The organism is Bacillus suaedaesalsae (assembly GCF_016890225.1).
In the GTDB taxonomy this organism is placed as follows: domain Bacteria; phylum Bacillota; class Bacilli; order Bacillales; family SA4; genus Bacillus_BS; species Bacillus_BS suaedaesalsae.
The window spans coordinates 38,596-64,563 of the sequence record NZ_JAFELM010000012.1; the positions used below are offsets into that span (position 1 = coordinate 38,596).

The following is a 25,968-nucleotide window of genomic DNA, read 5'->3' on the forward strand; positions in this document are numbered from 1 at the left end:
ATCGTGCTCCAATTTGGCCCTTTTATAACAGAAAAAGAAAAAGAAAAACTCGAGCCTACTATTCAACAATTAATTGATAAGATTCCTAATGATCTAAAAGGGACAATACATATCAAGGATGAATACTTCATTGTAAAAGCTTTTGGTGAAGAACTGTCTTTTGAATATGGAAACGAGCGTGAATGTATACTAGAGTTACAAAGTACGGAAAGTGTCCCACTATTTGTAGCCTACAATGATGAAGATTTAGTGCTAGTATGGGATATGGTGTATGGAGAAAACTTACCAACTTTTGCAAAAGAACAACGAATATCCATTTATGAATACGAAGAAGAATTAATAACTTCCCTTCAAGCGATGCTGAAAAAAGGGTGGCACTTACCCAAAATTGAGCTAGATCATGTGATATGGTGTGAGGATTGTAATGCATTATTTATCGTTGACTACTCCGGGTGTGAACGGGTACACAGCAAGACGTTTGAAGAGTATAATGAAGACATGCTAAATCGAGTAAAAAAAATATTAAAACAGTATGAACAGTAAGGGGAGAGAAACATGGAACAACATATTCATTTAATTACACCTAAAGAATTAAAAGAAAAGCTTTCAAAAGGGGAAAACCTAGAAATAATTGATGTTCGTGAACATGAAGAAGTTGCACAAGGAATGATTCCAGGAGCTAAACATATTCCGATGAATGAAATCCCTTCCAGATTAGAAGAACTAGATGTAGAAAAAGAACACATTTTTATTTGCCGTTCAGGTAGAAGAAGTGAAAATGTTTGTCACTATTTACACGATCAAGGCTACAAGGTTGTCAACATGGTTGGTGGAATGCTTGAGTGGGAAGGAAACACAGAACTGCCAAAGTAAAATACATAAAGTCAGCAGAGGAGAAAGCAATGGAATTCGCTATTTGAATTAAACATTGCTTTTTTTTGAGGGTTAAAAGAGATAATAGAAAGTAGTGATATTTATGGATAACATTCTTGTACTCGGTGGAGTTTCATTTAATTTAATGGTCGAGGTTGATCACTTTCCACAGCCTGTAGCCCAAACCATTCATTCTGTTAAGTCTTATCATGAGACACTTGGCTCTACTGGTGCTGGAAAGTCATTGAACGTAAAGAAGTTAGGTTTTGATGTAGACTTTTATGGAATCATTGGGAAGGATGAATACGGAGATAAAATTGTTTCCTATCTCAAGAAAGATGAGATTCCCTTTCATTATGATATAAGCCCAGATGGAACGGAAAGACACCTTAACTTTATGAAAAATAGTACCGGAGAGAGATTATCCATATTTTTAAATTCTATCCCCAATCATATTGAAACGAATAAAGTGCATGTTGAAAAACTGATCCAAAAGAGTGATTATGTATTTTTGAATATTGTTTCTTATTGTAAAGACTTCATCCCATTGCTCAAAAAGCATAAGAAAGAGATTTGGGTAGACCTTCATGATTATGACGGAAAAAATGAATATCATCAGGATTTTATTGAAGTTGCCGATGTAATTCAATTTAGCTCCGAAAATAATCCGAAGTATAAAGAAACAATGAAGGAATTTTTATTAGGCGGCAAAAAATTAATCATATGCACACATGGAGACAAAGGTGCAACCATTTTATCTCAAGCAGGTTGGTTAGAAACACCTGCACAAAAATATAATGTAGTTGATACAAATGGTGCAGGTGATGCTTATTTTTCCGGGATATTATATGGGATAACAAAAGGTTATGAATTAGAGAAGACAGCGAGAATAGCTTCGATCGTTGGAGGATTGGCGGTTACTTCTAAAGAACTGGCCCTTAATGACCTTTCGAGTGACAAAGTGGAGGAAGAGTATAAAAGGATATACCTTTGAAATGTGAAAAGGATTTCATATAAAAAATAGCAGAGTAACTTCTCTGCTATTTTTATTAGCTATACTTCCCAGCCATCGCATTTTTCCCTGCAGTCATACCTGCTAATCTACCAGTGACAAGAGCTGAGGTAATATTATATCCACCTGTATATCCATGAATATCAAGAATTTCCCCACAGAAATATAATCCGTTTGCCAGCTTAGAAGACATTTCTTTCGGATTAATTTCCTTCACTGAAACTCCACCACCTGTAACAAAAGCCTTTTCAATGGATAACGTTCCATCCACAAAGAATGAGAACTGTTTACAGTTTTTTGCAAGTAAGCGTAGTTTTTCATGTTGAATGTGATGGAAGTTAAATTGTTCATCAATTTCGCATTGTTCTAGTAAGAAAAGTAAATAACGTTCTGGTAATAGTGATTTCAAAACGTTCTTTATTGATTTATTAGGTTCATCTTTTAGTAGTTTCACAATTTGTTGGAACAGTGATTCTTCGTTTTGATCAGGAATGGCATCAATACGCATTTCGACTTTTCTAGTATTGAACTTTTTTTGGGCCTTCACTACATATTGGCTACAACGAAGGACAGCTGGTCCAGAAACACCGAAATGAGTAAAAAGCATATCCATTTTGTGAGTAATAATCGTTTTACCTTTGGGATTAACGACGCTTAATGCAACATCACGTAAAGCGAGTCCCTGTAACGTTTTGTTCTTAACAAACGATTCACTTGATGTTAACGGAACCTCAGTTGGATAAAGCTCAGTGATTGTATGTCCTGCTTTTTCAGCCCAAGCATAGCCATCACCAGTTGAGCCAGTGTGAGGCACTGATTTCCCGCCAACCGCAATTATGACATTTGTACATGAGATGACTTGTCCATCCTTTAATACAACAGCCTTCGTTTCTCCATTTTCATACACGACTGTTTCGACAGGAGTATTCGTCCACATTGTGACCTTTAATTTTTCTAATTGTGTTAAAAGTGCATCGACTACAGATTGTGCTTTATCTGTAACTGGAAACATGCGACCGTGATCTTCTTCTTTTAGCTGAATACCTAAGTTCTCGAAAAAGCGGATAATATCTTCATTACTAAAAATAGAAAAAGCGCTATGTAAAAAGCGACCGTTTCCAGGTATATGCTTAATAATCTCGTCAACTGGTAACCGGTTCGTTACATTACAACGACCACCACCCGAAATCGCGAGCTTTCTTCCTAATTTATCTCCTTTGTCAATGAGAAGTACCTTTGCTCCAACTTCTCCAGCAGCAATAGCCGCCATTAACCCAGAAGGACCTCCTCCTATGACAACAACATCGAACTTCATATTGAATCCTCCATCTAATGTGCTAGAAAAAGAATAGCACGTTTAGAAGGAAAATAAAAATATTGTTAGACTTGAAATATAGGTATCTTCTCGATTTGTGTTAAAATAGCATCATTGGAGAAAAATCTAGATGGGTGAATTTGTAAAAACGCTTATAAATTAGAGAATTCGCCAGAATAATACGGAATAGCGCCAGAATATCTTTCTATTTCGCCAAAATAATTAAAATATCGCCAAATTCTCTATGAAATTCGCCAAAAAAGGCCGCTAGAATACGAAACTATAGTAGCGTTATGCTAATTTAGAGTTATTGGTTAGGGGATTATGAATGTCTAGCTCAAACTTATTAAAAGGAACGTTTATTTTAACGTTAGGTACATATATTTCAAGATTTTTAGGAATGATTTATGTCTTTCCGTTTGCCATATTAGTAGGTGAAACAGGAGCTGCTTTATACGGTTATGGCTATAATCAATATGCAATTTTTCTGAGTATCTCAACTGTTGGGGTACCGATGGCTGTTTCAAAATTTGTATCAAAATATAATGCTTTAGGAGATTATCAAACGAGTAGAAAGATGTTTAAAAATGGCTTGTTATTAATGATCGGGATGGGTGTCTTATCCTTTCTTATCATGTATACATTAGCTCCTTTTCTAGCTCAAGTTCAGCTGGCTGGTGAGGAAAAGCTGACAAATAGTGTAGAAGACATCGTGAATGTAATGCGAATGGTGAGTTTTGCTTTGCTGATTGTCCCAATCATGAGTGTTATAAGAGGTTTTTTCCAGGGGAATCAGTCTATGGAGCCAACTGCAGTATCTCAAGTAATTGAGCAACTAGTTCGTGTAGTGTTCTTAATTGGGGCAGTTTACTTAATTAGAGAAGTGGCTGGGGGAGAAATATCAACCGCGGTTGGATATGCAACCTTTGGTGCATTCATTGGTGCAATTGCTGGTCTTGCCGTGCTCGGTTGGTATTGGTATAAGAAAAAGAATGATTTCGACTTACAATTAGAATCAAGTAAAGTGGAATCAACAGTTACAACTAAACAGATGATGAAAGAACTATTTACGTATGCAGGACCATTTGTCTTAGTAGGATTAGCCATTCCACTATATCAATATGTCGATGGTTTAACGTTTAACCGGGGAATGATTCTTGCAGATAAGAAGGATATTGCAGAGAAAGTACTGGGGATTATAACCTTCTACGTCAACAAACTCGTCATGATACCAGTTTCCCTTGCAACGGCATTCGGCCTTACACTTGTTCCGGCGATTACGAAAGCATTTACAGACCGAAATCGAAAATCGTTGCACACTCAAATAGACCAATCATTTCAGGTTGTATTCTTTTTGACTTTACCTGCAGTGGTAGGGCTTGCTATTTTGAGTGATGAAATTTATGCAATGTTTTATGGGGCAAGTGAACTCGGGGCAAATCTATTAGCTTGGTATGCTCCAGTTGCAGTACTGTTTGCATTTTTTACTGTAACAGCTGCAATCCTTCAAGGTATACAAAAACAAAAGCTTGCTGTCATTAGTTTATTTTTTGGGTTAATCCTTAAAATAAGCTTAAACATCCCTTTCATTACTTGGTTTGAAGGGGTGGGTTCTATCCTAGCAACAGGAGTCGGTTATTTAGGATCTGTTGTATATAGCTTGGCAATGATAAAGCGACACGCTAATTTTTCCTATAGGTTGTTTTTTAAACGTTCTGTTCTTATGTTAATATTTTCAATGTTTATGATTTTAGGAATAAGCATACTATTATTAGGCTTGTCACCATTTATGACCTACGAGGACGGACGATTTGAAGCGATTGTCTTAACAATTACTGGTGTTGCAGTCGGAGCGGGAATCTACTTGTACTTAAGCTATCGCTCAAACTTAGCAGGAAAGCTATTAGGTACCCGTTTTTCATTTTTAAAAAAACAAAAGGTGAGAGGATAAACTTCCACTCACCTTTTGTAAAAAATTAGTATTGACCTCCACCTAAACCTAAACGTCGCTCAATGCGGTCAACTCGACGGTCTAAACGTTCAATTTGATTATCAAGTCTTTGAACTTGGCGTTCTAAGCGATCTAATCGACGGTCAACGTTACCTACACCGCCTCCGCCTGGGTATCCTGGAATACCAGGAATTGGTAGGAAATAGCCTTCTGGTTGTTGTCTGTACATAATGTTCTCTCCTTTAAAGTAGAATACGAAATACAATTATAGTTTATGGAAGTAGGGCATGTGTTGAGAGAGTCAAATGCCTATATAACTTAAATCTAGGCGAGTAAAACAAATAAGGTGGCTATAAAATGAGAATCGATAAATTATTAGCAAATATGGGGCATGGTACGCGAAAAGAAGTAAAACAGTTATTAAAAACAGGAAATGTCCGAATTGAAGATACAGTTGTCAAAGACCCCAAAACACAAGTGAATCCCGACACACAAGTAGTTACCGTACACGGTGAAGTCGTGGAATACCGAGAGTTCATTTACTTAATGATGAATAAACCACAAGGTGTTATTTCAGCAACAGAGGATCATCAAGACGAAACGGTTATTGATTTATTAGAACAAGAGGATCAATTATTTGAGCCATTTCCTGTTGGACGTTTAGATAAAGATACAGAAGGATTATTGTTAATAACAAATGATGGTCAATTATCACATCAGCTATTATCACCGAAAAAACACGTACCAAAAACGTATTTTGCACATATTCGAGGCGAAGTGACGGATGAGGATGTGAAGGCATTTGCTCAAGGTGTAGAACTTGATGATGGATATATGACAAAACCAGGTAAGTTAACGATAATAAAGGCAGGAGAAACTTCGCAAATTGAGCTTATTATTACTGAAGGAAAGTTCCATCAAGTGAAGAGAATGTTTGAAGCAGTCGGAAAAAAGGTTACATACTTGAAACGAATTAAAATGGGGCCACTGCCACTAGATGAGACGTTGGAGCTTGGTGAATACCGAGAGCTAACAGAGGAAGAAGTAGAACTTTTGCGTTTGGGGAGAGAATAGAAGGAGGAAGGACGATTAAAGTCCTTCCTCTTTACGTATGACTGTTCTATAATTGGAGAATCTTGGGTGTTTTACGAAGTCAACTTCACTTTCTTTTCTGTTATTGTCCATTTCCCGCGGCTCGGGCTTTCCACCAAATCGTTATATGCTAATACATTAAGATCACGCTGTATCGTTCGTTGAGTGATTCCAAACTCATCGACTAACTGTTCAGTTGTGACTGTGCCTCTTTCACTAATAAACATATAAACGGATTTGATTCGACTAAGCATTCGAGAAGTTGAAGGCTTCAAAAAACCACTCCTTAATGTTTTTTTGGCTAATCAGAAATTAAAGTATAAGTTCTAAAAGCTTAAAAAAGACTAAGCTTTGACTTGGTAAATTCCAAGTCATGTAATAAGAAATATTTTCAATATTACTTTACCTATTATCATTTTACACAAAACTGTCGAGTAATTCACTTAATTAAATGAATTTACAAAAAAAATACTGTATGGATCCCCCCTCTAACGTTAGTTGAAGTAAATATATGATGTCCGTACTGGTATGTATGACCTCTTCTACAAACTTCGGAGTATCTCGATAATTTTTTCTATTTCTATTATTAGAAAGTGTATATGTAGTATACATATTTTGTAAAAAAATACGTCATTCTATATCACTAGCTTTTTTGCTAACTTTTGGTATTCTATAATCAATGAAAAAAATATATGTGACGGGGTGATTGAATGGAAATCAACTGGCTACAAGAAGTGTCAAAACGAAAAGATGAAATCATACAGGAAACGCAACGCTTTTTACGAATCGATAGTGTATTAGATGAAAAGACAAAAGACCATCAAGCACCTTTTGGTAAAGGAATTCAAGAAGCGCTAGACTTCTTACTGGATAAAGGATCTGAAGATGGATTTACAATTAAAAATGTAGATGGCTATGCAGGACATATCGAATATGGAAATGGTGAGGAACTTGTAGGGGTGCTTTGTCATATTGATGTTGTGCCTCCAGGAGATAACTGGACGAGTGATCCATTCTCAGCTGAAATTCGCGACGGGAAAATCTATGCTCGTGGTGCATTGGACGATAAAGGTCCGACTATGGCAGCGTACTATGCTTTAAAAATTGTGAAAGAACTTGGTTTACCTGTTAACAAACGCTTAAGAATTATTATTGGAACGGATGAAGAAAGTAACTGGCAATGTGTAGAGCATTACTTTAAGCATGAAGAAATGCCTGCAATGGGCTTTGCTCCAGATGCCGATTTTCCAATTATCTATGCTGAAAAAGGTATCTTTGATTGTAAGTTAAAACAAGAGAATGTAGATGATTCAAAGATTAGTCTTCTGACTTTAGTTAATTTCTCATCAGGTAGAAGATTAAATATGGTACCTGATTATGCGGAAGCACAAATTGAGGGGAACTTTGAAGCTTTAGTAGAAGCATTTAATGATTTTATAACGAAACATCAACTAAGTGGAAGTTATGAAATTCATCAACATACGTTAAATCTAAAAATAAAAGGTATATCGGCACACGGAATGGAACCGAAAAATGGTGTGAATGCTGGAACAAAGCTTGTTGAATTTTTACATACCTTTGATTTTAATCAAGGTGCAAAGAACTTCTTAACATTTGCAAATCAATATTTAGTTGAAGATTCTAGAGGGCATTCATTTGGAATCCAATATGCAGATGATATTACAGGTGATTTAACGGTAAACGTTGGAATCCTCTCTTATGAAAAGGAGAAGGGTGGTTCGTTCGGTTTAAATATCCGCTACCCTGTTACTCACGAAATAGAGAAAACAATTCAAGCGATCAATGAAAAAGCCAATGAGTATGGCTTTACGATTTCAGAGCAGTCAGATTCAAAACCGCATCATGTAGACTCAAATCATGAATTAGTTCGTACGTTACAAAAGGTGTATACGGAGCAAACTGGAGAAGAAGCAACCCTTCTATCGATTGGTGGAGGAACATACGCTAGGTCGTTGAAAGCAGGAGTTGCATTTGGGCCACTTTTCCCGGGAAGACCAGATATTGCCCATCAAAAGGATGAGTATATCGAAATAGAGGATTTACTAAAGGCTACTGCAATTTATGCACAAGCCATTTTTGAATTAGTAAAGTAATGGTCTTACGAATACCGCTCTAGCCTGGGCGGTATTTTCAATTGATAAAAGAATTGAGGGGTACATTTTGCAAGATGTTAAAGCGCAACAAGACTATACAAAATTAAATCTACGTACATTTTATTTTCTTACTTTTCTAGGAATAGGTGCATTAAATCCTTTATTACCAGTGTATCTTGATGAAACAATTGGCTTATCGGGAGCGCAAATTGGGTTAATTATGTCACTTAGCCCAGTTGTCATGATTGTCATTCAGCCGATGTGGGGGCTTTTAAGTGACTGGACTCAGAAACCTAGGCTTCTATTAACGATTGCAACGTTGTTAACGAGTTTAATAGGAATTGTTTATTCTTTTGCAAACGTGTATGTATCTCTAATCATCGTTGCTATCACATTATCCATGGTACAAAGTGCAATGATTCCGATTTCGGATAGTATTACATTAAACTATGTTCAGAAAACAAGGGGAAATTACGGGTCATTCAGATTATGGGGGGCCATTGGTTTTGCAGTTGCTGTCATTATAGCAGGAAGAATGGCTGAAACATTTGGAAACTCGGTCATTTTTTATATCTTTTCTGCAGTTCTCTTCATTGCAGCGTTATTTTCGTTTAGATTGCCAGAGGAAAGTCAACAATCAGTTCAAACAAGCATGTTTACCGGAATAAAATCGTTACGTAAGCAGAAAAAATATATGTTGTTCTTATTCACGACGTTTTTAATACTAGGCCCAATTCTAGCAAATAACTCCTATTTTGGACTATTTGTAAAAGATATTGGAGGGACGTTAACAGGGATTGGATTAGCCTTCTTATTTGCTGCAGGAAGTGAAGCACCGTTTATGCAGTTTGCAAATCGTTTTATTCAAAAGCTTGGAATGATGAAGGTTTTGCTAATTGCAGCTTTAATTTCAATGGTTAGATGGTACTTTTATTATTTTGAACCGTCCTTAGTGCTCGTGTATGCAACAACAATCGCACAAGGCTTCTCTGTAGGACTGTTTATACCAGCTGCACTTCAATATGTGAGGGACATTGCTCCAAAAGAAGTAAGGGTTACGGCAATATCCATCTATTCGGCAGTCGGGAATGGACTAGGAAGCTGGTTTTGTATTTATGTTGGGGGGCTATTATTAGAGTGGTTCTCCATCCAAATGGTTTATTTATTCTATGGAATGCTAACAAGCATTGGGATCGTTTCTCTTGTTATCATCTCGAGGCTTGAGAGAAATGAGAGTAAAAGCTTACTAGAAGAAGTTTCATAATGAACAAAAGACTCCTTAATAGGAGTCTTTTATACGTATTATTCGAATAAGTCACTTGATAAATAACGTTCTCCTGTATCACAAGCGATACATATGACTACATCATCAGGTGTTAATCTACTTGCTACTTCCATGGCTGCAAAGACTGCTGCTCCAGAGGAAGGACCGACTAAGATACCTTCTTCCCTTGCAAGTCTGCGAGCTGTGTCATAGGCTTCTTCATCCTTAATTTTAAAAATTTCGTCATACACATTTTGATTAAGGATGTTAGGGATAAATCCTGGACTTGTTCCAACTAGTTTATGTTTACCGGGTTTTCCGCCAGATAGAACAGGGGATCCTGCTGGTTCTACAACATGAACAGTTAACTCTGGATAATGCTCCTTTAAGACCTCTCCTGTTCCAGTAATCGTTCCACCAGTACCTGCTGTTGCAACAAATGCAGATAGTTTCTTTCCAATTTGGTTCATCGCTTCAACAATTTCAAGAGCAGTTGAATGACGGTGAGCGTCAGGATTTGCATCGTTATCAAATTGCATTGGCATGAAGCTGTTAGGAATACTGTCTGTTAATTCTTGTGCTTTTGCAATAGCTCCAGGCATCTTCAAATCACCTGGTGTAAGAACTACTTCAGCACCGTACGCTTTTAAAAGATTAATTCGCTCCTGAGTCATCGTATCTGGCATGACTAAAATCGCACGGTATCCTCTAGCTGCTGCATTCATCGCAAGCCCAATTCCTGTATTCCCACTAGTAGGCTCTATAATAGTAGAATCTTCTTTTAATAAGCCTTGCTTTTCTGCTTGGAGAATCATATTAAACGCTGCGCGATCTTTTACACTTTTACTAGGATTCAACATTTCAAGCTTTACATATATTTCAGCGCCTTGATCGGGACGTACTCTTCTAAGTTTTACAAGAGGTGTATTCCCAATCAGTTCACTTATGTTACCCGCTACTTTCATTGTCCGCCCTCCTTGTTTTTATCCTACCATAATTCCCTACAATCATTCGAATCATTTACCATCACTAATTATATTCATTTTGGTAAAATATACATTTAGGAAGTAAAGTCGAAGAAGAGGCGGTAAAGTCTATGACAAAGACACATTATTTTCTCGCAATACCGATACCTATAGAGATTAAACAAGCATTTAAACAGTGGAGAGAAGAAAACAAAATACATTTCCCGTTTAAATCATGGGTACATCATGAAGATTATCATATTACATTAGTATTTTTAGGAGATGCTCCAGAGGCTGAGTTAGAAAAAGTAAAAAAAGAGATAAGAGAAATAGTTCAAAGCCATGAACCGTTTGAGCTTACGTTAAATGGATTAGGCTACTTTGGTCAAAAGGAGTCTCCTCGAATTTTCTGGGGTGGTATCAAGCGACAGGTACAACTAGAGAACCTACAAAGAGATGTTTTCGAAGCTTGTGGAAGGATAGGGTTTGAATTAGAGAAAAGACCGTATCGTCCACACCTAACATTAGCGAGACGATATAAAGAGGGGAATGGTTTTCCTTTTGAACAATTAAATCACTACTTTCAGATAGATCCATCATTACGTGCGTATACTGTTCAATCAGTGGTATTGTATCAAACTCACCTAGACCGTGTGCCAAAGTATGAAGCGATAGAGACTTTCGACTTGGGCGTGAAAAGATGAAACATGGATACATCAAACAGTTGCTACATATCATGATACAAATCGGTTTCTTATTTTTATTTTATGCAGTTGGAATGTTTATACAAAAAATTACTCATATCCCTATCCCAGGTAGCATTCTAGGAATGATCATCCTGTTTCTAGTACTCCTAACAAAAAAAGTGCCATCAAAATGGTTGGAAACTGGAGCGAACACGTTGCTATCCCATTTACAGTTATTTTTTGTTCCAGTAACGGTTGGGATTATTGAATATTTATCCTACTTTTTTGGGAAAGGTGTAATCAGTTTAGTAGTAGTTTTATTAAGCACAGCGATTGTACTGGTAACAACGGGATGGTCAACGCAATACATTCTAACGAAAAAAGAGGAGGATCTGTCTGCATGATTAGTCTTCTTCTTTTCTTATATATTGCTGGTACGATTTTCTTATATATGATCATGAGAAAACTATATCGAAAGTTTTCTTTCCCTTTTTTTATTCCTGTTGTCACAACATCAGTTATCATTATTAGTTTGTTACTCAGTTTTGACATTTCATACTCTGAATATATGCAAGGAGCTAAGTGGATCGATTTCATTCTAGGTCCGTCGGTAGTGGCCATGGCGTATCCGTTATTCATTCAATGGGAACGAATTAAAAAAAATAAAGCTCCAATTTTTATCGGTGTTATAATTGGAACAATTGGAGGGATCGTAACAGGCACAATACTAGGCATCATATTTTCCCTGCAGCATGAGGAAATTATGACGATTATTCCGAAATCTGTGACTTCACCAATTGCAAAGGATCTTTCCCTTTTATTAGGTGGAAATCCATCTTTAACCGTAGCTTTTGTGATCATTGCTGGAGTTTTCGGGAGTATGGCAGGCCCCATTTTATTGAAAGCCTTTAATGTCGTTCATCCTTATGGTATAGGTATAGGGATGGGAGCTGCCTCTCACGGCATCGGGACAGCAAAAGCAATTGAAATGGGAGAAGAAGAAGGAGCAACAAGCTCAATTGCCATGACGTTATGTGCGGTGCTATCTTCCTTCCTTTGTCCAATTATCGGATATTTTTTTCTAGTTTAATCAGATGATGGTATTTTCGCTCATTACGTTGATTATAGAGGAAGGTAGACTTATGATGTTTTTTAGTTTCTTTTGTTAACTTCTACCCGCACTGTCTTAAGCTCAGGTGTAGAAGTCAGCATGTCCTGTGGCAATGCAGAGGTCTGCGCAGGCTTTGGGCATTTGTTGTCAACAAGTGCTTCAGGAATCAACATTCGTGAAACACGTATACATATAAAAATTAGCTATTGGGCTAGGTATCATCTTTTCGGTAAATGCTAAGAAAATGTTTGAACTGCGAAAAGAGCCTACAAAGAGGAGTGTAAATATAATGGCTCAGCTTATTAAATTGATGGATTTTATTTCTAGATATGAAATGAACACGTACCGTTATCCAAGTCAATATATACGATTAAAAAAGCAACATTGGAATAGATTGAAGACCCTATGGGAGCAGGGTCTTTTAGAAGTGGAAAAATTAGATATAGAAGACTCTTCAAAATCTGAGAAACGTTCAATTTTTCGTTCATTTAAAGGTCGACTCACGAAAAATGAAAAGTCAGCAAAAGAAATCGAAAACTTTTCTGTTCCAGGCTTTGATGAGATTCAAGAATCTGATGGAGATTTGCCCCTTGAGCATACATTTAAAAATATCCCTAAGTCAGAAGATGAGTTGAAACAACGATTTTTGGATGACTTAATTGAATTTCAAATTAGGTGGGCTAGTTCGACAATTCGAGAAAAATCGTACGTTGACAGGCCAATTTACTTCGATGAAGTATTAAAGTATTTTCTCCAACGATTTCCTGATAATTATTTAGTGCTATATAAACCAGTGTTTTTAGTACAGAGAGCTCCGATAGAGTTGGAAGTCATCATGATTAGTCCGACTGAAACATGGTGCATCACACTTTTGGAAGGAAAAGAGAATAGTGTATTTTATGGCTCGAAAGATAGATTTTGGTCAGAGAGATATGGAGAGGAAGAAGAAAGAATAGGATTAAGTCCTATGATTTCTTTAAATCGAATGGAGAAAATTGTTCGCAACATCTATCAATATCATGAAGTGGAGTTACCGATTAGGAAGGTGGTATTAAACCGAACAGGTTATATTGACTATCTATATGCACCCGTTGACACAATGTTAATTGATAAACGAGTGTATGAAGAGTGGTTTTCTTCCTTAAGACGCTTATCATCACCACTAAAATCCGTACAACTAAAAGCAGCCAAGGTTTTACTTCAACATTGTCAAACAACGTATGTTAAGAGGCCAGAATGGGGCATGAATGAATGACGTAACTTGATAAACATACGGGAGGAATTTGGATGGAGGCGCATAGGGAGTTTGAGGCATATCTTGATGAATTGACTGTCATCACAGTATTATTACCTAAGCACCAAATATGGGATGTAAATCCGAAATTTACGCTCTTGCAACCAAGTGGAATAACTTCCCAACTACAAATTCAATCATACGAAGAACATCCTGACTTCTATAAATATCAATGTAGTAGTAAAGAGCCCATCATATTAGGGCGAATCTATTACGTTATCACCGGAGACAACCGAACTGACTTGCTAGTAGGTGCTGTAGTACGGACTCCACAATTTGATGAAGAATACTATTATAACGGTGAAGATTTAGGCGCTATATATTTTACTCACTCAACGTTCTTTAAAGTTTGGGCACCTACTGCAACCAAAGTAAACTTATATTTGTTCACGCCTGATGGAAAGAAAAAAACTGTACATGAAATGAAGCGTTCGGAAAAAGGAACGTGGACGATTACAATCTCTAGTGACTTGGAAATGTATTTGTATGTATATGATGTTTGTGTCAATAATGTTTGGCGTAAAGCTGTTGATCCCTATGCAAAATCAGTTACGATTAACAGTGAAAAAGGAGTTGTAGTCGATCTGCAGAAAACAGTAATTCCGCAAAAACGGCTGGAACCAATGGCACAACCGACAGACGCCATTATATATGAAACACATATAAGAGACTTTACGATTCATAAAGATAGTAAAGTAAAGGAAAAAGCAAAATATACTGGGTTTGTTGAAGGTACTGAAGATACGTGTATTGATTATGTAAAACAACTCGGTATCACTCACATTGAATTGTTGCCAGTAAATGAGTTCGCGGGAGTAGATGAAGAAAAGCCTCTTGCATCCTATAATTGGGGCTACAATCCTCTTCACTATTTTTCCCCAGAAGGCAGTTATAGTTCAAATCCTAGAAATCCATATGCAAGAATCATAGAATTACAATCAATGATTCAAGACATTCATGAGCAAGACTTAAGAGTAATCATAGATGTTGTATTTAATCATGTGTATATAAAAGAAGAATCTGCCTTTGAAAAAATCGTTCCGGGTTATTATTTCAGGTATGATGATAATGGAATGCCCTCTAACGGTACAGGTGTAGGAAACGATTTGGCATCGGAAAGAAAAATGATGAGGAAGTTTATTATTGATTGTGTACTGTATTGGATTAACGTATATAATGTGGACGGCCTTCGTTTTGACCTAATGGGTATTTTAGACATTAAAACGATGAATGATTTGCGAAAAAAGGTGGATGAGGTAGACTCTTCAATTTTGCTATTTGGAGAAGGGTGGGAGTTAAATACACCTTTATCGCCAGAGAAAAAAGCAACGATTCGTAATTCCGCAAAAATGAATCGTATTGGTCATTTTAATGATCGGTTTCGGGACATTATTAAAGGCAGTACCTTTAATCTATATGATAGAGGCTTCGCTTTAGGGCAATGTAATCGTACAAAAGAAGTAAAGCATGTGATGATGGGAAGCATTAATAATGATGAGGTAAAAGGATTATTCTCACATCCTGCTATGTCCGTTAATTACGTAGAATCTCATGATAATCATACATTTTGGGATAAAGCCATTGTGTGTAACTCATTCGAAGACAAAGAGATTATAAGAAAAAGACATCGATTAGCTACGAGTATGGTTTTGTTATCACAAGGTATTCCTTTCCTCCATAGTGGCCAAGAGTTTTATCGAACAAAGCATGGTGTTGGCAATAGCTATCAATCACCTGATGCTATAAATGAGTTAAAGTGGAGTCAAAAATCACAATTTGAAAAAGATGTTATATATATTAAAGGATTAATTGACATTCGAAAGTCACATGGAGCATTTCGTTTTTCAATGGGAAATCAAGTTAGAAAACATATGTACTTCATTCAGACTATACCAGAATTACTTGCATATGAGCTTCGTGGAGTGAAAGATTATGGTGAATGGGAAACAATAATTGTCGTTTTTAATAACAGTACTCAAAAACAATATTTAGAACTTGATCAAAAATGGAGTTGGAACGTCCTTGCCGACAATCAAGAGGCTAATGTACAAACACTTTATAAACTGACAACTAAAAAATTCGTCATACAGCCATTGAGTTGTAATGTTTTTACAAAGGAATAATTTACGGATGTACTTGACGATTTGAATTAGTAGGAGATAAAATCTATAAGATAGTATTAATATTTAGTATTTCGAAATGCATCGTTTCGATAAAAAAGACTAAGCTAGCACCTACCTTAGTAGGCATAGCCTAGTCTTTCTACTTTTGTTTTTCCAAAATAACGAAAACTCCTACTCAGTAGGAATCTCCTACTACGGTAGAAAATTCCTACTGGGTAAGATTAGGCACAATAATGAAGGTGAATGGTTTGGACTATATTTTAGGTGAAGAATGGGAAATCTCCCCAGCTGGTGGAGCGACGGGAGAAGCCTATTTTGCACAGCACAATGATAAAAAATTATTTTTAAAAAGAAATTCTTCTCCGTTTTTAGCTGTACTTTCTGCAGAAGGTATTGTGCCAAAGCTTATTTGGACAAAGCGTCTGGAAAATGGGGATGTCATTACAGCTCAACATTGGCTAGATGGAAGAGAATTAAAGCCGGTTGATATGCATATGAAGGAAGTGGCTATGCTTTTAAACAAAATCCACTCTTCAAAAGAGCTGCTTGATATGCTGATGAGAATTGGTAAGTCTCCATTAAAGCCTGAAGAATTGCTTCAGGATATGGAGACTTCAAGTTACTTTAAGCTAGAGAGCGTTCATAACCATTCAATCAAAATTGCCTTAAATTATTTAAGGACAGGCTTAGAAAAAATTGAAGACGTTGAATATGTCGTATGTCACGGAGATATTAATCATAATAATTGGTTATTATCCAACACAAATCAAATGTTTTTAATTGATTGGGACGGTGCAATGGTAGCAGACCCGGCAATCGATATCGGAATGCTTTTATATTCATATATACCAGAGGAAAGATGGGGAGAATGGCTAGCTCATTACGGAATTGAGCTGGATGTAAGTCTAATGCATAGAATGAAATGGTATGTAATTTATCAAACATTGTTATCCATACAATGGTTTGAAGAAAAAAAATCAAGTGAACAAAAGCATTATGCAGAGAACTATTTACAGTCTCTGCTTGATTAAGAAAGCTGATGGATATCATCAATCCATCTAGAAATGTCTTGTTGATGACTTAATATATGTTCATCTAAATGAGCTGAATATTTCCCATTTTGGCTATATTGATACACATCCATTAACACGTTTTTTGCTTCGGAGCTTAAGTTATCATTACTTAACATTGATTTAACTAATCTTTCTAACTGTTCACATTCCGCGACAGTGCCACAGCAATCTGTTTGCTGGTTAGATAATATGTCCATTAATACACTAATTTGGTTGTGAAGATCAAGTGGCATACTAAAATCACATCCTTTATTAAAGTCATGTATATCGTTTGAGAGTTCTACTATTTTTATACAGTGAATAAAATCAGTCTTATTAAAAGAGGAAGTGAATATATGCGTCTACGTCATAAACCGTGGGCCAAAGATAAACTAGCCGAACATGCTTCAATAGTAGTCCATAATCCTGAAGAAAAAAGAGGGAAATGGCATGAACTTTTTGGTAATGACAAACCTATTCATATTGAAGTAGGAACTGGAAAAGGCAGATTTATTACAGGTATGGCAAAAGCTAACCCACATGTAAACTATATTGGAATAGAATTACAAGATAGTGTCATCGTCGGAGCATTAGATTTAATATTAGAAGACGTAACTCCAAATATTCGTTTATTAAATCAAAATGCAGAAGACTTGCAAAAGTTCTTTGAATCAAATGAAATAGACCGAGTTTACTTAAACTTTTCAGATCCATGGCCGAAAAATCGCCATGAAAAGCGACGTTTAACTTATAAAACATATTTAAAAATGTATGAAGATATTTTAGTGGAAAACGGAGAAATACACTTTAAAACTGATAATCAAGGTTTGTTTGAGTTTTCTTTAAAGAGTTTTTCAGAATATGGTCTTCTTTTAAAGTTTGTTAGTCTTGACCTTCATCACTCTGATTTCGAAGGAAACATAATGACTGAGTATGAAGAAAAGTTTGCAAGCAAAGGAAATCGAATTTATCGTTCAGAAGTACAATACCGTTCATCGAACCTGTCCTAGTGGCAGGTTTTTTTATGTTTGATCTTTGTTTTGGGGTATTGAGAGAGCCACTATGACTCGTGACAGTGGGGCTACCTGAAATAATAAGTAGTTTCAGTCTTTGACAAGTCACATAATCATCCACTTCATGTTACAATAAGTGCAATGAGGAGGGGAAATCATGGAAACATTAAAAGTTGGTAACTTAACGTTAACATGGCTAAATGGTGGTGTGACCCACTTGGATGGTGGAGCTATGTTTGGTGTTGTCCCTAAAGCTTTATGGTCGAAACGATATAAAGTAAATGAGCGCAATTTAATCGAACTTCGAACAGATCCGATTTTGATTCAAGATGGTAAACGTAACATGCTCATTGAGTCTGGAATTGGTCAAAATAAAATGACAGATAAAATGAAGCGGAATTTCGGTGTGGAAGAAGAATCAAAAATAGATGAATCCCTTTTAAAGCTAGGTTTAACAACAAAGGATATTGATTTCGTGTTAATGACACATCTTCATTTCGATCATGCTTGTGGGCTGACAAAATGGAACGGAGAATCACTAGTTCCTACTTTTGAGAACGCTGTCATTTACACTTCAGAAGTCGAGTGGAACGAAATGAGAAACCCTAATATCCGTTCTAAAAATACATATTGGAAAGAAAATTGGTCAGGAATTGAGCATTTGGTTCAGCCGTTTTCTGGTGAAAAAAACATCACTGAAGAAATTTCCATGCACCATACTGGTGGACATAGTGATGGGCATTCGATTGTTTTAATGGAATCTGGTGATGACAAAGCACTTCACTTAGCTGATATTTTACCGACCCATGCACACCAAAATCCATTATGGGTAATGGCGTACGATGATTATCCGATGCAATCGATAAATGCGAAAAAACATTGGATTGAAAATGGACTTCAAGAAGATATGTGGTTCACGTTTTATCATGATGCTAACTATCGTGCATTGAAATGGGATCAAGAAGGGAATATTAAGAGCGCTATTGAGCGAAAAAAATAGCCCTTTCTCGAATAAAGGGCATAAAACAGGTTATACATCGATCTCTTGAATATCTAATATCGTACCATTTTCAGCATTTACAATGAATTCTAAGTGTTCCTGCTGATCATGAATCGTTCTTGAAATTCCACCTCTGTATATTTTATAGGTGATGTTGTTTCTAATAAACTCTTCTGGAACCATGTGAATCCAAGAACCGTCAATTGGTCCATGTTTTTTTACTTCTTGCTTTACTTTACGTAAGGCAGCATCTGATGATATGTGAGCTGGTTTATATTTTTGAAAAGCATAAGTTCCAATAATTCCAACTGTAACACCGAGTAAAAATTTCCGTACACTCATAATAAAATCCTCCGATTCTTTGGATAATATCCATTCTATACAAATTATACATTATTTCATACTTTCAGAACGAGAGGAACAATTCAAACTGGAAAGCATGGCATTTATTTTGTACAATAAAAGACAGAAACTATTTAGCATTTCGAAATAATGTGTAGGGGGAATACATAATGAACCAAGAAACTTTGCAGCTTTTTAAAACATTAACTGAATTACCTGGAGCACCTGGAAACGAACATGCAGTCCGTAAATTTATGAGATCAGAGCTTGAAAAGTACTCAGATGAAATTGTACAAGATCGATTAGGTAGCATCTTCGGCCTTAGACGTGGACCTGAAAATGGACCAACAATTATGGTTGCAGGTCACATGGATGAAGTTGGATTCATGGTTACGTCTATTACTGAAAATGGAATGCTTCGCTTTCAACCACTTGGAGGTTGGTGGAGCCAAGTATTGCTAGCTCAACGTGTACAGATTATCACTGATAATGGACCAGTTATTGGCGTAATCGGATCTATTCCTCCACATTTATTAGAGGAATCACAACGTGCAAAGCCAATGGATATAAAGAACATGCTTATTGATATCGGTGCTGATGATAAAGAAGATGTACTTCGAATTGGAATTAAGCCAGGTCAACAAATCGTACCACTTTGTGACTTTACGCCAATGGCTAACCCTAAGAAGGTGTTAGGAAAAGCATGGGATAATCGCTATGGTTGTGGATTATCGATTGAACTGTTAAAAGAGTTGAAGGGTGAAAAACTCCAAAATACTTTGTATTCTGGTGCAACAGTTCAAGAGGAAGTTGGATTACGTGGTGCACAAACAGCCGCTAATTTAATCCAGCCAGACATTTTCTTTGCACTAGATGCAAGTCCAGCAAACGATATGTCAGGAGATAAATCTGCATTTGGTCAGCTTGGGAAGGGTGCACTTTTAAGAATTCTTGACCGTACTATGGTGACACATAAAGGTATGAGAGAGTTTATATTAGATACAGCAGAATCTAATAGCATACCTTATCAATACTTTATTTCACAAGGTGGAACAGATGCAGGACGTGTTCATATTTCAAATGAAGGTGTACCTTCTGCAGTAATCGGAATCTGCTCAAGATATATTCATACACATGCATCAATCGTCCATGTTGATGATTATGCTGCAGCAAAGGAATTAATTGTGAAACTAGTAAAGTCTCTTGATCAAACGACTGTTCAAACAATTAGAGACAATGGATAAGATCAAAAGGGAGCAATCTGCTCTCTTTTTTTATGGGAAACTGGACTATGAATGGAGATTGAATAAATGAAAAGCATTGCAATTGGTTCCAAAAATTTTGCAAAGGTTGAAGCGGTTAGAGCGATTTTTAAAAATGATGGAATAGTTAGTGTGTCAGTTCCGTCAGACGTTTCGGATCAACCCTTTTCTGATGAAGAAACGATGAAAGGAGCACTAAATCGAGCGAACAATGCGTTAAGAGAAGCTAAAACAACGATCGGCATTGGCTTAGAAGGTGGAGTACTCCAAATGGAGAACGGAATTTATTTATGCAACTGGGGAGCACTAGTTGATGAGAGCGGTTATTGTGCTGTGGCAAGTGGTGCCAAAATCAAATTACCTAATGAGATTGGTGAGGAATTGTTAAAGGGTAGAGAGCTTGGACCAATTATGGATGATTTTGCGAAAATGAAAAATGTGCGTAAACTAGAAGGTGCAGTTGGAGTTTTAACGAATGGAATAATCAATCGTAAAGAAATGTTTGAACATATCGTGAAGCTTTTAAGAGGACAATATGAATTTAATAGATAGTAAATACTAGGCATATCTTCCTATTTCTTCGACAAAAACCGTATTTTTTCTCGAATTTTGTCAATTTTGGGTTGTCACACCTTTTTTAATAAGGTTATTATAAAAGAGTGTAAGTTAGGAGGATAAAGATGAGAAAATATAAATCTTTGTTTATATTATTACTTTTATTACTAGTAGGCTGCACATCAATTGATGAGGTTGTAGTTGAGACAAAAGACATAGTAGAAAAAGAGTTTCACGCAGGTGAAAAGGGAGTTAATGTCGAAACAGAAACGTTCTCCTACTATAAGCCTACATCAATGGAGATAATAGATAAGGGAACGACGAACATTATCTTAACAGAAGGTAAACAACCATATATCCTTTTCGTCAATACACTTGAGAAGAAAAATAGTCAAGTAGTCTTCGATTCTTCACAAAAAGATGAAGAGTATCTAGTTCATGAAACATTTGAACATAAAGATTCCTTTGCATTTTTACAAGTGCTAGAACTTGATAAAAATCTATACGAAGTTACAGTAGGTGTTGGTGGTACGAAGCTAACAACTGAAACGAAAAAGGATAAAATAGTAGATAGTGCAAAATTAATGATGCAAATTGCAAATTCTGTTCGTGTTAAATAAACCGACTCTGTATAATAGACTTAAACCTTAAATGAATAGTAAAGGCTAAAATGAAAAACGTTTGTCATCAGCCTAAATAAACCTATTACTATGAGGTTTATTTTTTTTGTATTAATACATTAGGATATATATAATAGATGACGGGTAATAAAATCGTTATTTTAATCTTGGAGGGGTAAACATGAAAAAACTTGAAAATGTTGAACAATATAAAGAAATCATTCAAGACAAGGTAGTCTTATTATTCTCAGCAGACTGGTGTCCAGATTGCCGTTTTATTGAACCGTTTTTACCAGAGATAGAAGAAACATATAACGAGTTTACTTTTTATTATGTGAATCGTGATCAATTTATTGATTTGTGTATTGAATTAGATGTATTTGGTATCCCGAGCTTTATTGCCTATGCAGAAGGTAATGAGCTAGGCAGATTTGTTAGCAAAGACAGAAAAACACAAGATGAAATTGAACAATTTTTAAACGGTTTGTAAGATAACCAAAAGCAGAAGGGAGTGTTCTGAATGAAAATGACGAGTAAAAAAATGAAAGAGATACTCGAAGCAAGATTGAACAATCCTGACTGGAGTATTTATTTTAATGCTAAAGAAGATACATTTCGTGTGACTGATAAACAGATGAATAAAGGGGTAACCGTCTCGTTACCAGGAATTATAAGTAAATGGGAAGTCCAAAAAGACGCCGTAATTGATGAAGTTGTTTATTACATAGAAGAGTCATTGCTTGCCTTAAAAAAGGATGATGGCTTATATGGGCAAGAGAAAAAAGTATTTCCAGTCATCCGTTCCACTTCTTTTGCGACCAAATCACAAGACGGCAAGAAGCTCTTTTACGAAGATCATACAGCAGAAACTAGAATTTATTACGCAATTGACTTAGGGAGAACATATAAGTTAATTGATGAAGAAACAATGGAAAGAGAAGGCTGGAAAGCAGAACAAATTCGAGAAATGGCAACATTTAATCTACGTTCTCTTCCAACTAAAGTGAAAAAAGATACGGTTGCAGATAATCACTTCTATTTCCTTAATTCAAATGATGGGTATGATGCTAGTAGAATTTTAAATGAATCCCTATTATCGCAATATGAAAAGGATATGGAAGGAACGATGGCGGTTGCTGTTCCTCACCAAGATGTATTAATTATTGCAGACATTCAAAATGAAACTGGCTATGATATTTTAGCACAGATGACGATGAGCTTTTTCTCAAATGGACTTGTTCCTATCACTGCATTATCCTTTCTATACACGAACGGGGAATTAGAACCGGTCTTCATCTTAGGGAAAAATAAACCAAAGAGAGGTTAATAACAATGAATGTATTTTACAATGCAGAGGGTATTGGTGATACGTTGATCGTTTCATTAAGAGATAGTGATCGTGATCTAAAACAGTTCAATCGTAAAGGTGACGTAGCTAGAATTTTTAATAAAGAAAATAACGAAACAATTGGATTTAATATTTTTAACGCTTCTAGTTATGTGACAATTGAAGAAACAGGAATGGTATCCCTTACTGAAGGGCTAGTAAATGCCATTCAAGACATTTTATCGAAAAATGAGTTCCATGAAAAATTAGACGTTGATCTTTCTTCGAAATTTGTTGTTGGTTTTGTGTTGGAGAAAGAAAAACATCCAAACGCTGATAAATTAAGTGTATGCAAGGTCGATGTTGGTACAGAAACATTACAAATTGTCTGTGGAGCACCGAATGTAGATGCTGGCCAAAAGGTAGTTGTAGCAAAGGTTGGTGCAGTGATGCCTAGCGGACTTCTCATTAAAGATGCTGAATTAAGAGGCGTTGCATCTTCTGGAATGATCTGCTCTGCACGTGAACTTGACCTTCCAAATGCTCCGCAAGAAAAAGGAATCCTCGTATTAGGAAATGAGTATGAGGTAGGACAAGAATTTACTAAAAAATAATTAGTTAAGCCATTAGTTATAGGACTAATGGCTTTTTCATTTCATTACCTTTAATTTATTCCCCAAAATTCAACAATAACTGCTAAAATAGAAAGATACTAGTTTTACATTGAAAGAGTGGTTTTACATGTTAAAGTACATTAAAAAGTTTTATTCTTACATAACCGGTGATGAAGAAAAAGATACGAACTCTCAACAAGAACTCCGTAATGTTGTATCTCATGAAAAAAAGAATTTAAATGAATCAGATATAAAAGCAAGAGTGTCGTATCAATATCCTGAAAGGAATTTTCGCTTCCCATTAATAGCAGATTCAGAAATACAACAAAAAGGGAAGAGAAGACCACCGAGACAGCCTGTTGATGAAAAGCCGGTTACAACTGCCACTTCTCATTCAGTTTCTAGGCCAACACCTGTTAAAAAGAAGGAAATGCCCCGTAAAGTTGAAACAAGTAAAGTCAAAGTTTCTTCTGGACCTTTTAAAGCTACGGATGTACCGTCACCTGTTTACGGTTTCAGAGAAAGAGTGAATCCTAATCGAGAAAACGAACCAGTTGAGTTTGAACTTCCAGAAACAACAGCAATACCTATTTTCCAACCTGAAGAAAATAAAGAGAATACATATTCAAACGAGTATATAAACGATATAAACGAAGATATTTCTGAACCTTATGAAGATGAGATAGAGGAATATGTTGAGGAAATTGGAGAACTGCACCAATCATTCCAAACAGTAGTATATGATGAAGTCTCATCAACCATTGAGGAAATGGAAGAAGCGACGTTTTCTTCTCACCCAATGCAAGAAGAATTAAGGGAAGAAAAGACGCCACCAAGAAAGCCAGTTCCTTTTAATGTTGTTATGTTAAAGCAAGATCGTGAAAGGCTGAACCAAAAGCCAAAGGAAACACAAAAGGAAACACCACAACCTAGTGGCTATCAATTTCCTCCACTCCATTACTTAACGTTACCAAAGCACGATGTGTTCACAGATGAACAGTGGTTAGAAGAGCAGAAGGACCTATTAGACGTAACACTAGAAAACTTTAATGTAAGAGCAAAAGTCGTGAACGTGACACAAGGTCCATCTGTCACTCGATTCGAAGTACATCCAGAGCCAGGTGTAAAGGTAAATAAAATTACGAATCTTTCAGATGATATTAAGTTATCTTTATCTGCAAGAGATATTAGAATGGAAGCACCGATACCAGGGAAAAATACGATTGGAATCGAAGTGCCAAACAAAGTTAGTAAACCAGTACTGTTAAGTGAAATTATTAATAGTCACGCTTTTCGAAATAACCCTTCTCCGTTAACCGTTGCGTTAGGATTGGACATCTCGGGAAAACCTATCATTACAGATTTGAAAAAAATGCCCCACGGTTTAATTGCAGGTGCAACTGGTTCAGGGAAAAGTGTATGTATTAATGCAATGCTCGTAAGTTTGTTATATAAAGCGTCACCAGATCAAGTAAAACTATTACTAATTGATCCAAAGATGGTTGAGCTAGCTCCTTATAATGATATCCCTCATTTAGTCAGCCCTGTTATTACAGATGTGAAGGCAGCTACTGCAGCGTTGAAGTGGGCAGTTGAGGAAATGGAACGACGTTATGAGAGATTTGCTCATTCTGGAGTTCGGGATATTAACCGTTACAATGAACTTGTTCGTGAACATAATGAGCCATCAGGTGAAATGCCATTTCTAGTCATTATTATTGATGAGTTAGCTGACTTAATGATGGTAGCACCAGGTGAAGTAGAGGAATCAATTTGCCGTATTGCTCAAAAGGCGAGAGCGTGCGGAATTCATTTATTACTGGCAACACAACGTCCTTCTGTAGATGTTATTACTGGGCTTATTAAGGCAAATGTCCCAACACGTATAGCTTTTTCTGTATCCTCACAAGTGGACTCTAGAACCATTATTGACGTAAGTGGTGCCGAAAAGCTTCTTGGTAAGGGAGATATGCTATTATTAGAAAATGGTTCTTCTAAATCTGTCAGATTACAAGGTAACTTTGTATCTGACCAAGAAATTGAGAAGATTGTTTCGTTTGTAAAAGAAAGACAAAAGCCTGAATACCTATTCCATCAACAAGATTTAGTATCGAAGTCTAACATTACACACGATGAGGATGAGTTGTTTAACGAAGCGTGTGAGTTTGTAATTGAACAGGGTGGGGCATCATCATCATTACTACAACGACGATTTAGAATTGGTTATAATCGTGCTGCAAGACTTATTGAGATGATGGAAGACTACGGTATTGTATCTGAACAACGAGGAAGTAAGCAACGAGACGTACTTATTACAGCGGAAGAATGGTTAGAATTACAGGACGAAAATTCTACTTCAATATCATAACGATTGGAAAAATGA

28 protein-coding genes are annotated in these 25,968 nt (G+C 36.3%); 22 read left to right on the forward strand and 6 right to left on the reverse strand.

Going from position 1 to position 25,968, the window contains the following annotated elements:
- Positions 1-3: 3 nt before the first annotated feature.
- From JR050_RS01605 to JR050_RS01615, 3 genes are all read left to right on the forward strand, one after another.
- The gene (locus JR050_RS01605) at positions 4-543 is read left to right on the forward strand and encodes a hypothetical protein (RefSeq protein WP_204201766.1); all 540 of its coding nucleotides are present in this window, start codon (positions 4-6) and stop codon (positions 541-543) included.
- A 12-nt stretch (positions 544-555) separates the two neighbouring features.
- A complete protein-coding gene (locus JR050_RS01610; RefSeq protein WP_204201767.1) occupies positions 556-873 on the forward strand; it encodes a rhodanese-like domain-containing protein in 318 nt (105 codons plus the stop codon).
- A gap of 103 nt (positions 874-976) precedes the next feature.
- Complete coding sequence (locus JR050_RS01615; protein ID WP_204201768.1) at positions 977-1,867, forward strand: carbohydrate kinase family protein; 891 nt, start codon at positions 977-979, stop codon at positions 1,865-1,867.
- Between the two features lie 55 nt (positions 1,868-1,922).
- On the opposite strand, the gene JR050_RS01620 is transcribed toward JR050_RS01615, so the two are convergent.
- Positions 1,923-3,200: a BaiN/RdsA family NAD(P)/FAD-dependent oxidoreductase gene (locus tag JR050_RS01620; RefSeq protein WP_204201769.1), complete on the reverse strand. Its 1,278-nt coding sequence runs from the start codon at positions 3,198-3,200 to the stop codon at positions 1,923-1,925.
- 328 nt (positions 3,201-3,528) lie between these two features.
- Between JR050_RS01620 and JR050_RS01625 the strand changes: the two genes are divergently transcribed.
- Positions 3,529-5,151, forward strand: a complete 1,623-nt coding sequence (locus tag JR050_RS01625) for a putative polysaccharide biosynthesis protein (protein WP_204201770.1) — start codon at positions 3,529-3,531, stop codon at positions 5,149-5,151.
- 25 nt (positions 5,152-5,176) lie between these two features.
- Here the strand turns inward: JR050_RS01625 and JR050_RS01630 are convergent, their stop codons facing one another.
- Positions 5,177-5,380: a hypothetical protein gene (locus JR050_RS01630; protein WP_204201771.1), complete on the reverse strand. Its 204-nt coding sequence runs from the start codon at positions 5,378-5,380 to the stop codon at positions 5,177-5,179.
- 128 nt (positions 5,381-5,508) lie between these two features.
- On the opposite strand from JR050_RS01630, the gene JR050_RS01635 reads away from it, so the two are divergent.
- Positions 5,509-6,225, forward strand: a complete 717-nt coding sequence (locus JR050_RS01635; RefSeq protein WP_204201772.1) for a pseudouridine synthase — start codon at positions 5,509-5,511, stop codon at positions 6,223-6,225.
- Positions 6,226-6,296: 71 nt separating this feature from the next.
- Here JR050_RS01635 and JR050_RS01640 read toward each other — a convergent pair whose 3' ends face one another.
- Positions 6,297-6,518: a DeoR family transcriptional regulator gene (locus tag JR050_RS01640; RefSeq protein ID WP_204201773.1), complete on the reverse strand. Its 222-nt coding sequence runs from the start codon at positions 6,516-6,518 to the stop codon at positions 6,297-6,299.
- Positions 6,519-6,953: 435 nt separating this feature from the next.
- On the opposite strand from JR050_RS01640, the gene pepV reads away from it, so the two are divergent.
- Positions 6,954-8,357, forward strand: coding sequence for a dipeptidase PepV (gene pepV / locus JR050_RS01645; protein ID WP_204201774.1), 1,404 nt, complete (start codon positions 6,954-6,956; stop codon positions 8,355-8,357).
- Between the two features lie 67 nt (positions 8,358-8,424).
- Complete coding sequence (locus JR050_RS01650) at positions 8,425-9,621, forward strand: MFS transporter (protein WP_239454020.1); 1,197 nt, start codon at positions 8,425-8,427, stop codon at positions 9,619-9,621.
- A gap of 38 nt (positions 9,622-9,659) precedes the next feature.
- On the opposite strand, the gene cysK is transcribed toward JR050_RS01650, so the two are convergent.
- Positions 9,660-10,586 (reverse strand): cysteine synthase A, encoded by a 927-nt coding sequence (gene cysK / locus JR050_RS01655; RefSeq protein WP_204201775.1) that lies wholly within the window; start codon positions 10,584-10,586, stop codon positions 9,660-9,662.
- A gap of 131 nt (positions 10,587-10,717) precedes the next feature.
- Between cysK and thpR the strand changes: the two genes are divergently transcribed.
- The 6 genes from thpR to JR050_RS01685 all read left to right on the forward strand — a co-directional run bounded on the left by thpR (position 10,718) and on the right by JR050_RS01685 (position 16,831).
- Positions 10,718-11,290, forward strand: coding sequence for an RNA 2',3'-cyclic phosphodiesterase (gene thpR / locus JR050_RS01660; protein WP_204201776.1), 573 nt, complete (start codon positions 10,718-10,720; stop codon positions 11,288-11,290).
- Positions 11,287-11,676, forward strand: coding sequence for a CidA/LrgA family protein (locus JR050_RS01665; protein WP_239454021.1), 390 nt, complete (start codon positions 11,287-11,289; stop codon positions 11,674-11,676). Before thpR ends, JR050_RS01665 begins: the two co-directional genes overlap by 4 nt.
- Positions 11,673-12,362, forward strand: a complete 690-nt coding sequence (locus tag JR050_RS01670) for an LrgB family protein (protein WP_204201777.1) — start codon at positions 11,673-11,675, stop codon at positions 12,360-12,362. The genes JR050_RS01665 and JR050_RS01670 overlap by 4 nt, the downstream gene beginning before the upstream one ends.
- Before the next feature lie 310 nt (positions 12,363-12,672).
- The gene (locus JR050_RS01675) at positions 12,673-13,638 is read left to right on the forward strand and encodes an NERD domain-containing protein (RefSeq protein WP_204201778.1); all 966 of its coding nucleotides are present in this window, start codon (positions 12,673-12,675) and stop codon (positions 13,636-13,638) included.
- Positions 13,639-13,670: 32 nt separating this feature from the next.
- Positions 13,671-15,800, forward strand: coding sequence for a type I pullulanase (pulA, locus tag JR050_RS01680; RefSeq protein WP_204201779.1), 2,130 nt, complete (start codon positions 13,671-13,673; stop codon positions 15,798-15,800).
- 233 nt (positions 15,801-16,033) lie between these two features.
- Positions 16,034-16,831 (forward strand): phosphotransferase, encoded by a 798-nt coding sequence (locus tag JR050_RS01685; protein ID WP_430392841.1) that lies wholly within the window; start codon positions 16,034-16,036, stop codon positions 16,829-16,831.
- Here the strand turns inward: JR050_RS01685 and JR050_RS01690 are convergent.
- Positions 16,828-17,106: a YtzH-like family protein gene (locus JR050_RS01690; RefSeq protein WP_204201781.1), complete on the reverse strand. Its 279-nt coding sequence runs from the start codon at positions 17,104-17,106 to the stop codon at positions 16,828-16,830. The genes JR050_RS01685 and JR050_RS01690 overlap by 4 nt on opposite strands.
- A 102-nt stretch (positions 17,107-17,208) precedes the next feature.
- Between JR050_RS01690 and trmB the strand changes: the two genes are divergently transcribed.
- The gene (gene trmB / locus JR050_RS01695; RefSeq protein WP_204201782.1) at positions 17,209-17,862 is read left to right on the forward strand and encodes a tRNA (guanosine(46)-N7)-methyltransferase TrmB; all 654 of its coding nucleotides are present in this window, start codon (positions 17,209-17,211) and stop codon (positions 17,860-17,862) included.
- Between the two features lie 160 nt (positions 17,863-18,022).
- Entirely contained in the window at positions 18,023-18,865 is an 843-nt protein-coding gene (locus JR050_RS01700; RefSeq protein ID WP_204201783.1) for a YtnP family quorum-quenching lactonase, read from the forward strand.
- Positions 18,866-18,895: 30 nt separating this feature from the next.
- Here the strand turns inward: JR050_RS01700 and JR050_RS01705 are convergent, their stop codons facing one another.
- Positions 18,896-19,207, reverse strand: a complete 312-nt coding sequence (locus JR050_RS01705; protein ID WP_204201784.1) for a hypothetical protein — start codon at positions 19,205-19,207, stop codon at positions 18,896-18,898.
- A gap of 170 nt (positions 19,208-19,377) precedes the next feature.
- Between JR050_RS01705 and JR050_RS01710 the strand changes: the two genes are divergently transcribed.
- From JR050_RS01710 to JR050_RS01740, 7 genes are all read left to right on the forward strand, one after another.
- Positions 19,378-20,451, forward strand: a complete 1,074-nt coding sequence (locus JR050_RS01710) for a M42 family metallopeptidase (RefSeq protein ID WP_204201785.1) — start codon at positions 19,378-19,380, stop codon at positions 20,449-20,451.
- A 66-nt stretch (positions 20,452-20,517) separates the two neighbouring features.
- A complete protein-coding gene (locus tag JR050_RS01715; RefSeq protein WP_204201786.1) occupies positions 20,518-21,021 on the forward strand; it encodes a DUF84 family protein in 504 nt (167 codons plus the stop codon).
- 128 nt (positions 21,022-21,149) lie between these two features.
- Positions 21,150-21,644, forward strand: coding sequence for a hypothetical protein (locus JR050_RS01720; protein WP_204201787.1), 495 nt, complete (start codon positions 21,150-21,152; stop codon positions 21,642-21,644).
- 181 nt (positions 21,645-21,825) lie between these two features.
- The gene (locus JR050_RS01725; RefSeq protein WP_204201788.1) at positions 21,826-22,134 is read left to right on the forward strand and encodes a thioredoxin family protein; all 309 of its coding nucleotides are present in this window, start codon (positions 21,826-21,828) and stop codon (positions 22,132-22,134) included.
- Positions 22,135-22,164: 30 nt separating this feature from the next.
- Entirely contained in the window at positions 22,165-22,971 is an 807-nt protein-coding gene (locus JR050_RS01730) for a DUF1444 domain-containing protein (RefSeq protein WP_204201789.1), read from the forward strand.
- Positions 22,972-22,976: 5 nt separating this feature from the next.
- Positions 22,977-23,585, forward strand: a complete 609-nt coding sequence (gene ytpR, locus JR050_RS01735) for a YtpR family tRNA-binding protein (RefSeq protein ID WP_204201790.1) — start codon at positions 22,977-22,979, stop codon at positions 23,583-23,585.
- Positions 23,586-23,712: 127 nt separating this feature from the next.
- On the forward strand, positions 23,713-25,953 hold the full coding sequence (locus JR050_RS01740) for a DNA translocase FtsK (RefSeq protein WP_204201791.1): 2,241 nt from the start codon (positions 23,713-23,715) through the stop codon (positions 25,951-25,953).
- The last annotated feature ends 15 nt before the right edge of the window (positions 25,954-25,968 follow it).

Coding starts and splice junctions, on each gene's coding strand:
- JR050_RS01710 (WP_204201785.1), top strand. CDS start 19,378: ATGAACCAAGAAACTTTGCAGCTTTTTAAAACATTAACTGAATTACCT.
- pepV (WP_204201774.1), top strand. CDS start 6,954: ATGGAAATCAACTGGCTACAAGAAGTGTCAAAACGAAAAGATGAAATC.
- thpR (WP_204201776.1), top strand. CDS start 10,718: ATGACAAAGACACATTATTTTCTCGCAATACCGATACCTATAGAGATT.
- JR050_RS01615 (WP_204201768.1), top strand. CDS start 977: ATGGATAACATTCTTGTACTCGGTGGAGTTTCATTTAATTTAATGGTC.
- trmB (WP_204201782.1), top strand. CDS start 17,209: ATGCGTCTACGTCATAAACCGTGGGCCAAAGATAAACTAGCCGAACAT.
- JR050_RS01685 (WP_430392841.1), top strand. CDS start 16,034: ATGAAGGTGAATGGTTTGGACTATATTTTAGGTGAAGAATGGGAAATC.
- JR050_RS01625 (WP_204201770.1), top strand. CDS start 3,529: ATGTCTAGCTCAAACTTATTAAAAGGAACGTTTATTTTAACGTTAGGT.
- JR050_RS01700 (WP_204201783.1), top strand. CDS start 18,023: ATGGAAACATTAAAAGTTGGTAACTTAACGTTAACATGGCTAAATGGT.
- JR050_RS01610 (WP_204201767.1), top strand. CDS start 556: ATGGAACAACATATTCATTTAATTACACCTAAAGAATTAAAAGAAAAG.
- JR050_RS01715 (WP_204201786.1), top strand. CDS start 20,518: ATGAAAAGCATTGCAATTGGTTCCAAAAATTTTGCAAAGGTTGAAGCG.
- JR050_RS01665 (WP_239454021.1), top strand. CDS start 11,287: ATGAAACATGGATACATCAAACAGTTGCTACATATCATGATACAAATC.
- JR050_RS01675 (WP_204201778.1), top strand. CDS start 12,673: ATGGCTCAGCTTATTAAATTGATGGATTTTATTTCTAGATATGAAATG.
- JR050_RS01635 (WP_204201772.1), top strand. CDS start 5,509: ATGAGAATCGATAAATTATTAGCAAATATGGGGCATGGTACGCGAAAA.
- JR050_RS01690 (WP_204201781.1), bottom strand. CDS start 17,106: ATGCCACTTGATCTTCACAACCAAATTAGTGTATTAATGGACATATTA.
- pulA (WP_204201779.1), top strand. CDS start 13,671: ATGGAGGCGCATAGGGAGTTTGAGGCATATCTTGATGAATTGACTGTC.
- JR050_RS01705 (WP_204201784.1), bottom strand. CDS start 19,207: ATGAGTGTACGGAAATTTTTACTCGGTGTTACAGTTGGAATTATTGGA.
- JR050_RS01720 (WP_204201787.1), top strand. CDS start 21,150: ATGAGAAAATATAAATCTTTGTTTATATTATTACTTTTATTACTAGTA.
- ytpR (WP_204201790.1), top strand. CDS start 22,977: ATGAATGTATTTTACAATGCAGAGGGTATTGGTGATACGTTGATCGTT.
- JR050_RS01630 (WP_204201771.1), bottom strand. CDS start 5,380: ATGTACAGACAACAACCAGAAGGCTATTTCCTACCAATTCCTGGTATT.
- JR050_RS01740 (WP_204201791.1), top strand. CDS start 23,713: ATGTTAAAGTACATTAAAAAGTTTTATTCTTACATAACCGGTGATGAA.
- JR050_RS01730 (WP_204201789.1), top strand. CDS start 22,165: ATGAAAATGACGAGTAAAAAAATGAAAGAGATACTCGAAGCAAGATTG.
- JR050_RS01620 (WP_204201769.1), bottom strand. CDS start 3,200: ATGAAGTTCGATGTTGTTGTCATAGGAGGAGGTCCTTCTGGGTTAATG.
- JR050_RS01670 (WP_204201777.1), top strand. CDS start 11,673: ATGATTAGTCTTCTTCTTTTCTTATATATTGCTGGTACGATTTTCTTA.
- JR050_RS01725 (WP_204201788.1), top strand. CDS start 21,826: ATGAAAAAACTTGAAAATGTTGAACAATATAAAGAAATCATTCAAGAC.
- cysK (WP_204201775.1), bottom strand. CDS start 10,586: ATGAAAGTAGCGGGTAACATAAGTGAACTGATTGGGAATACACCTCTT.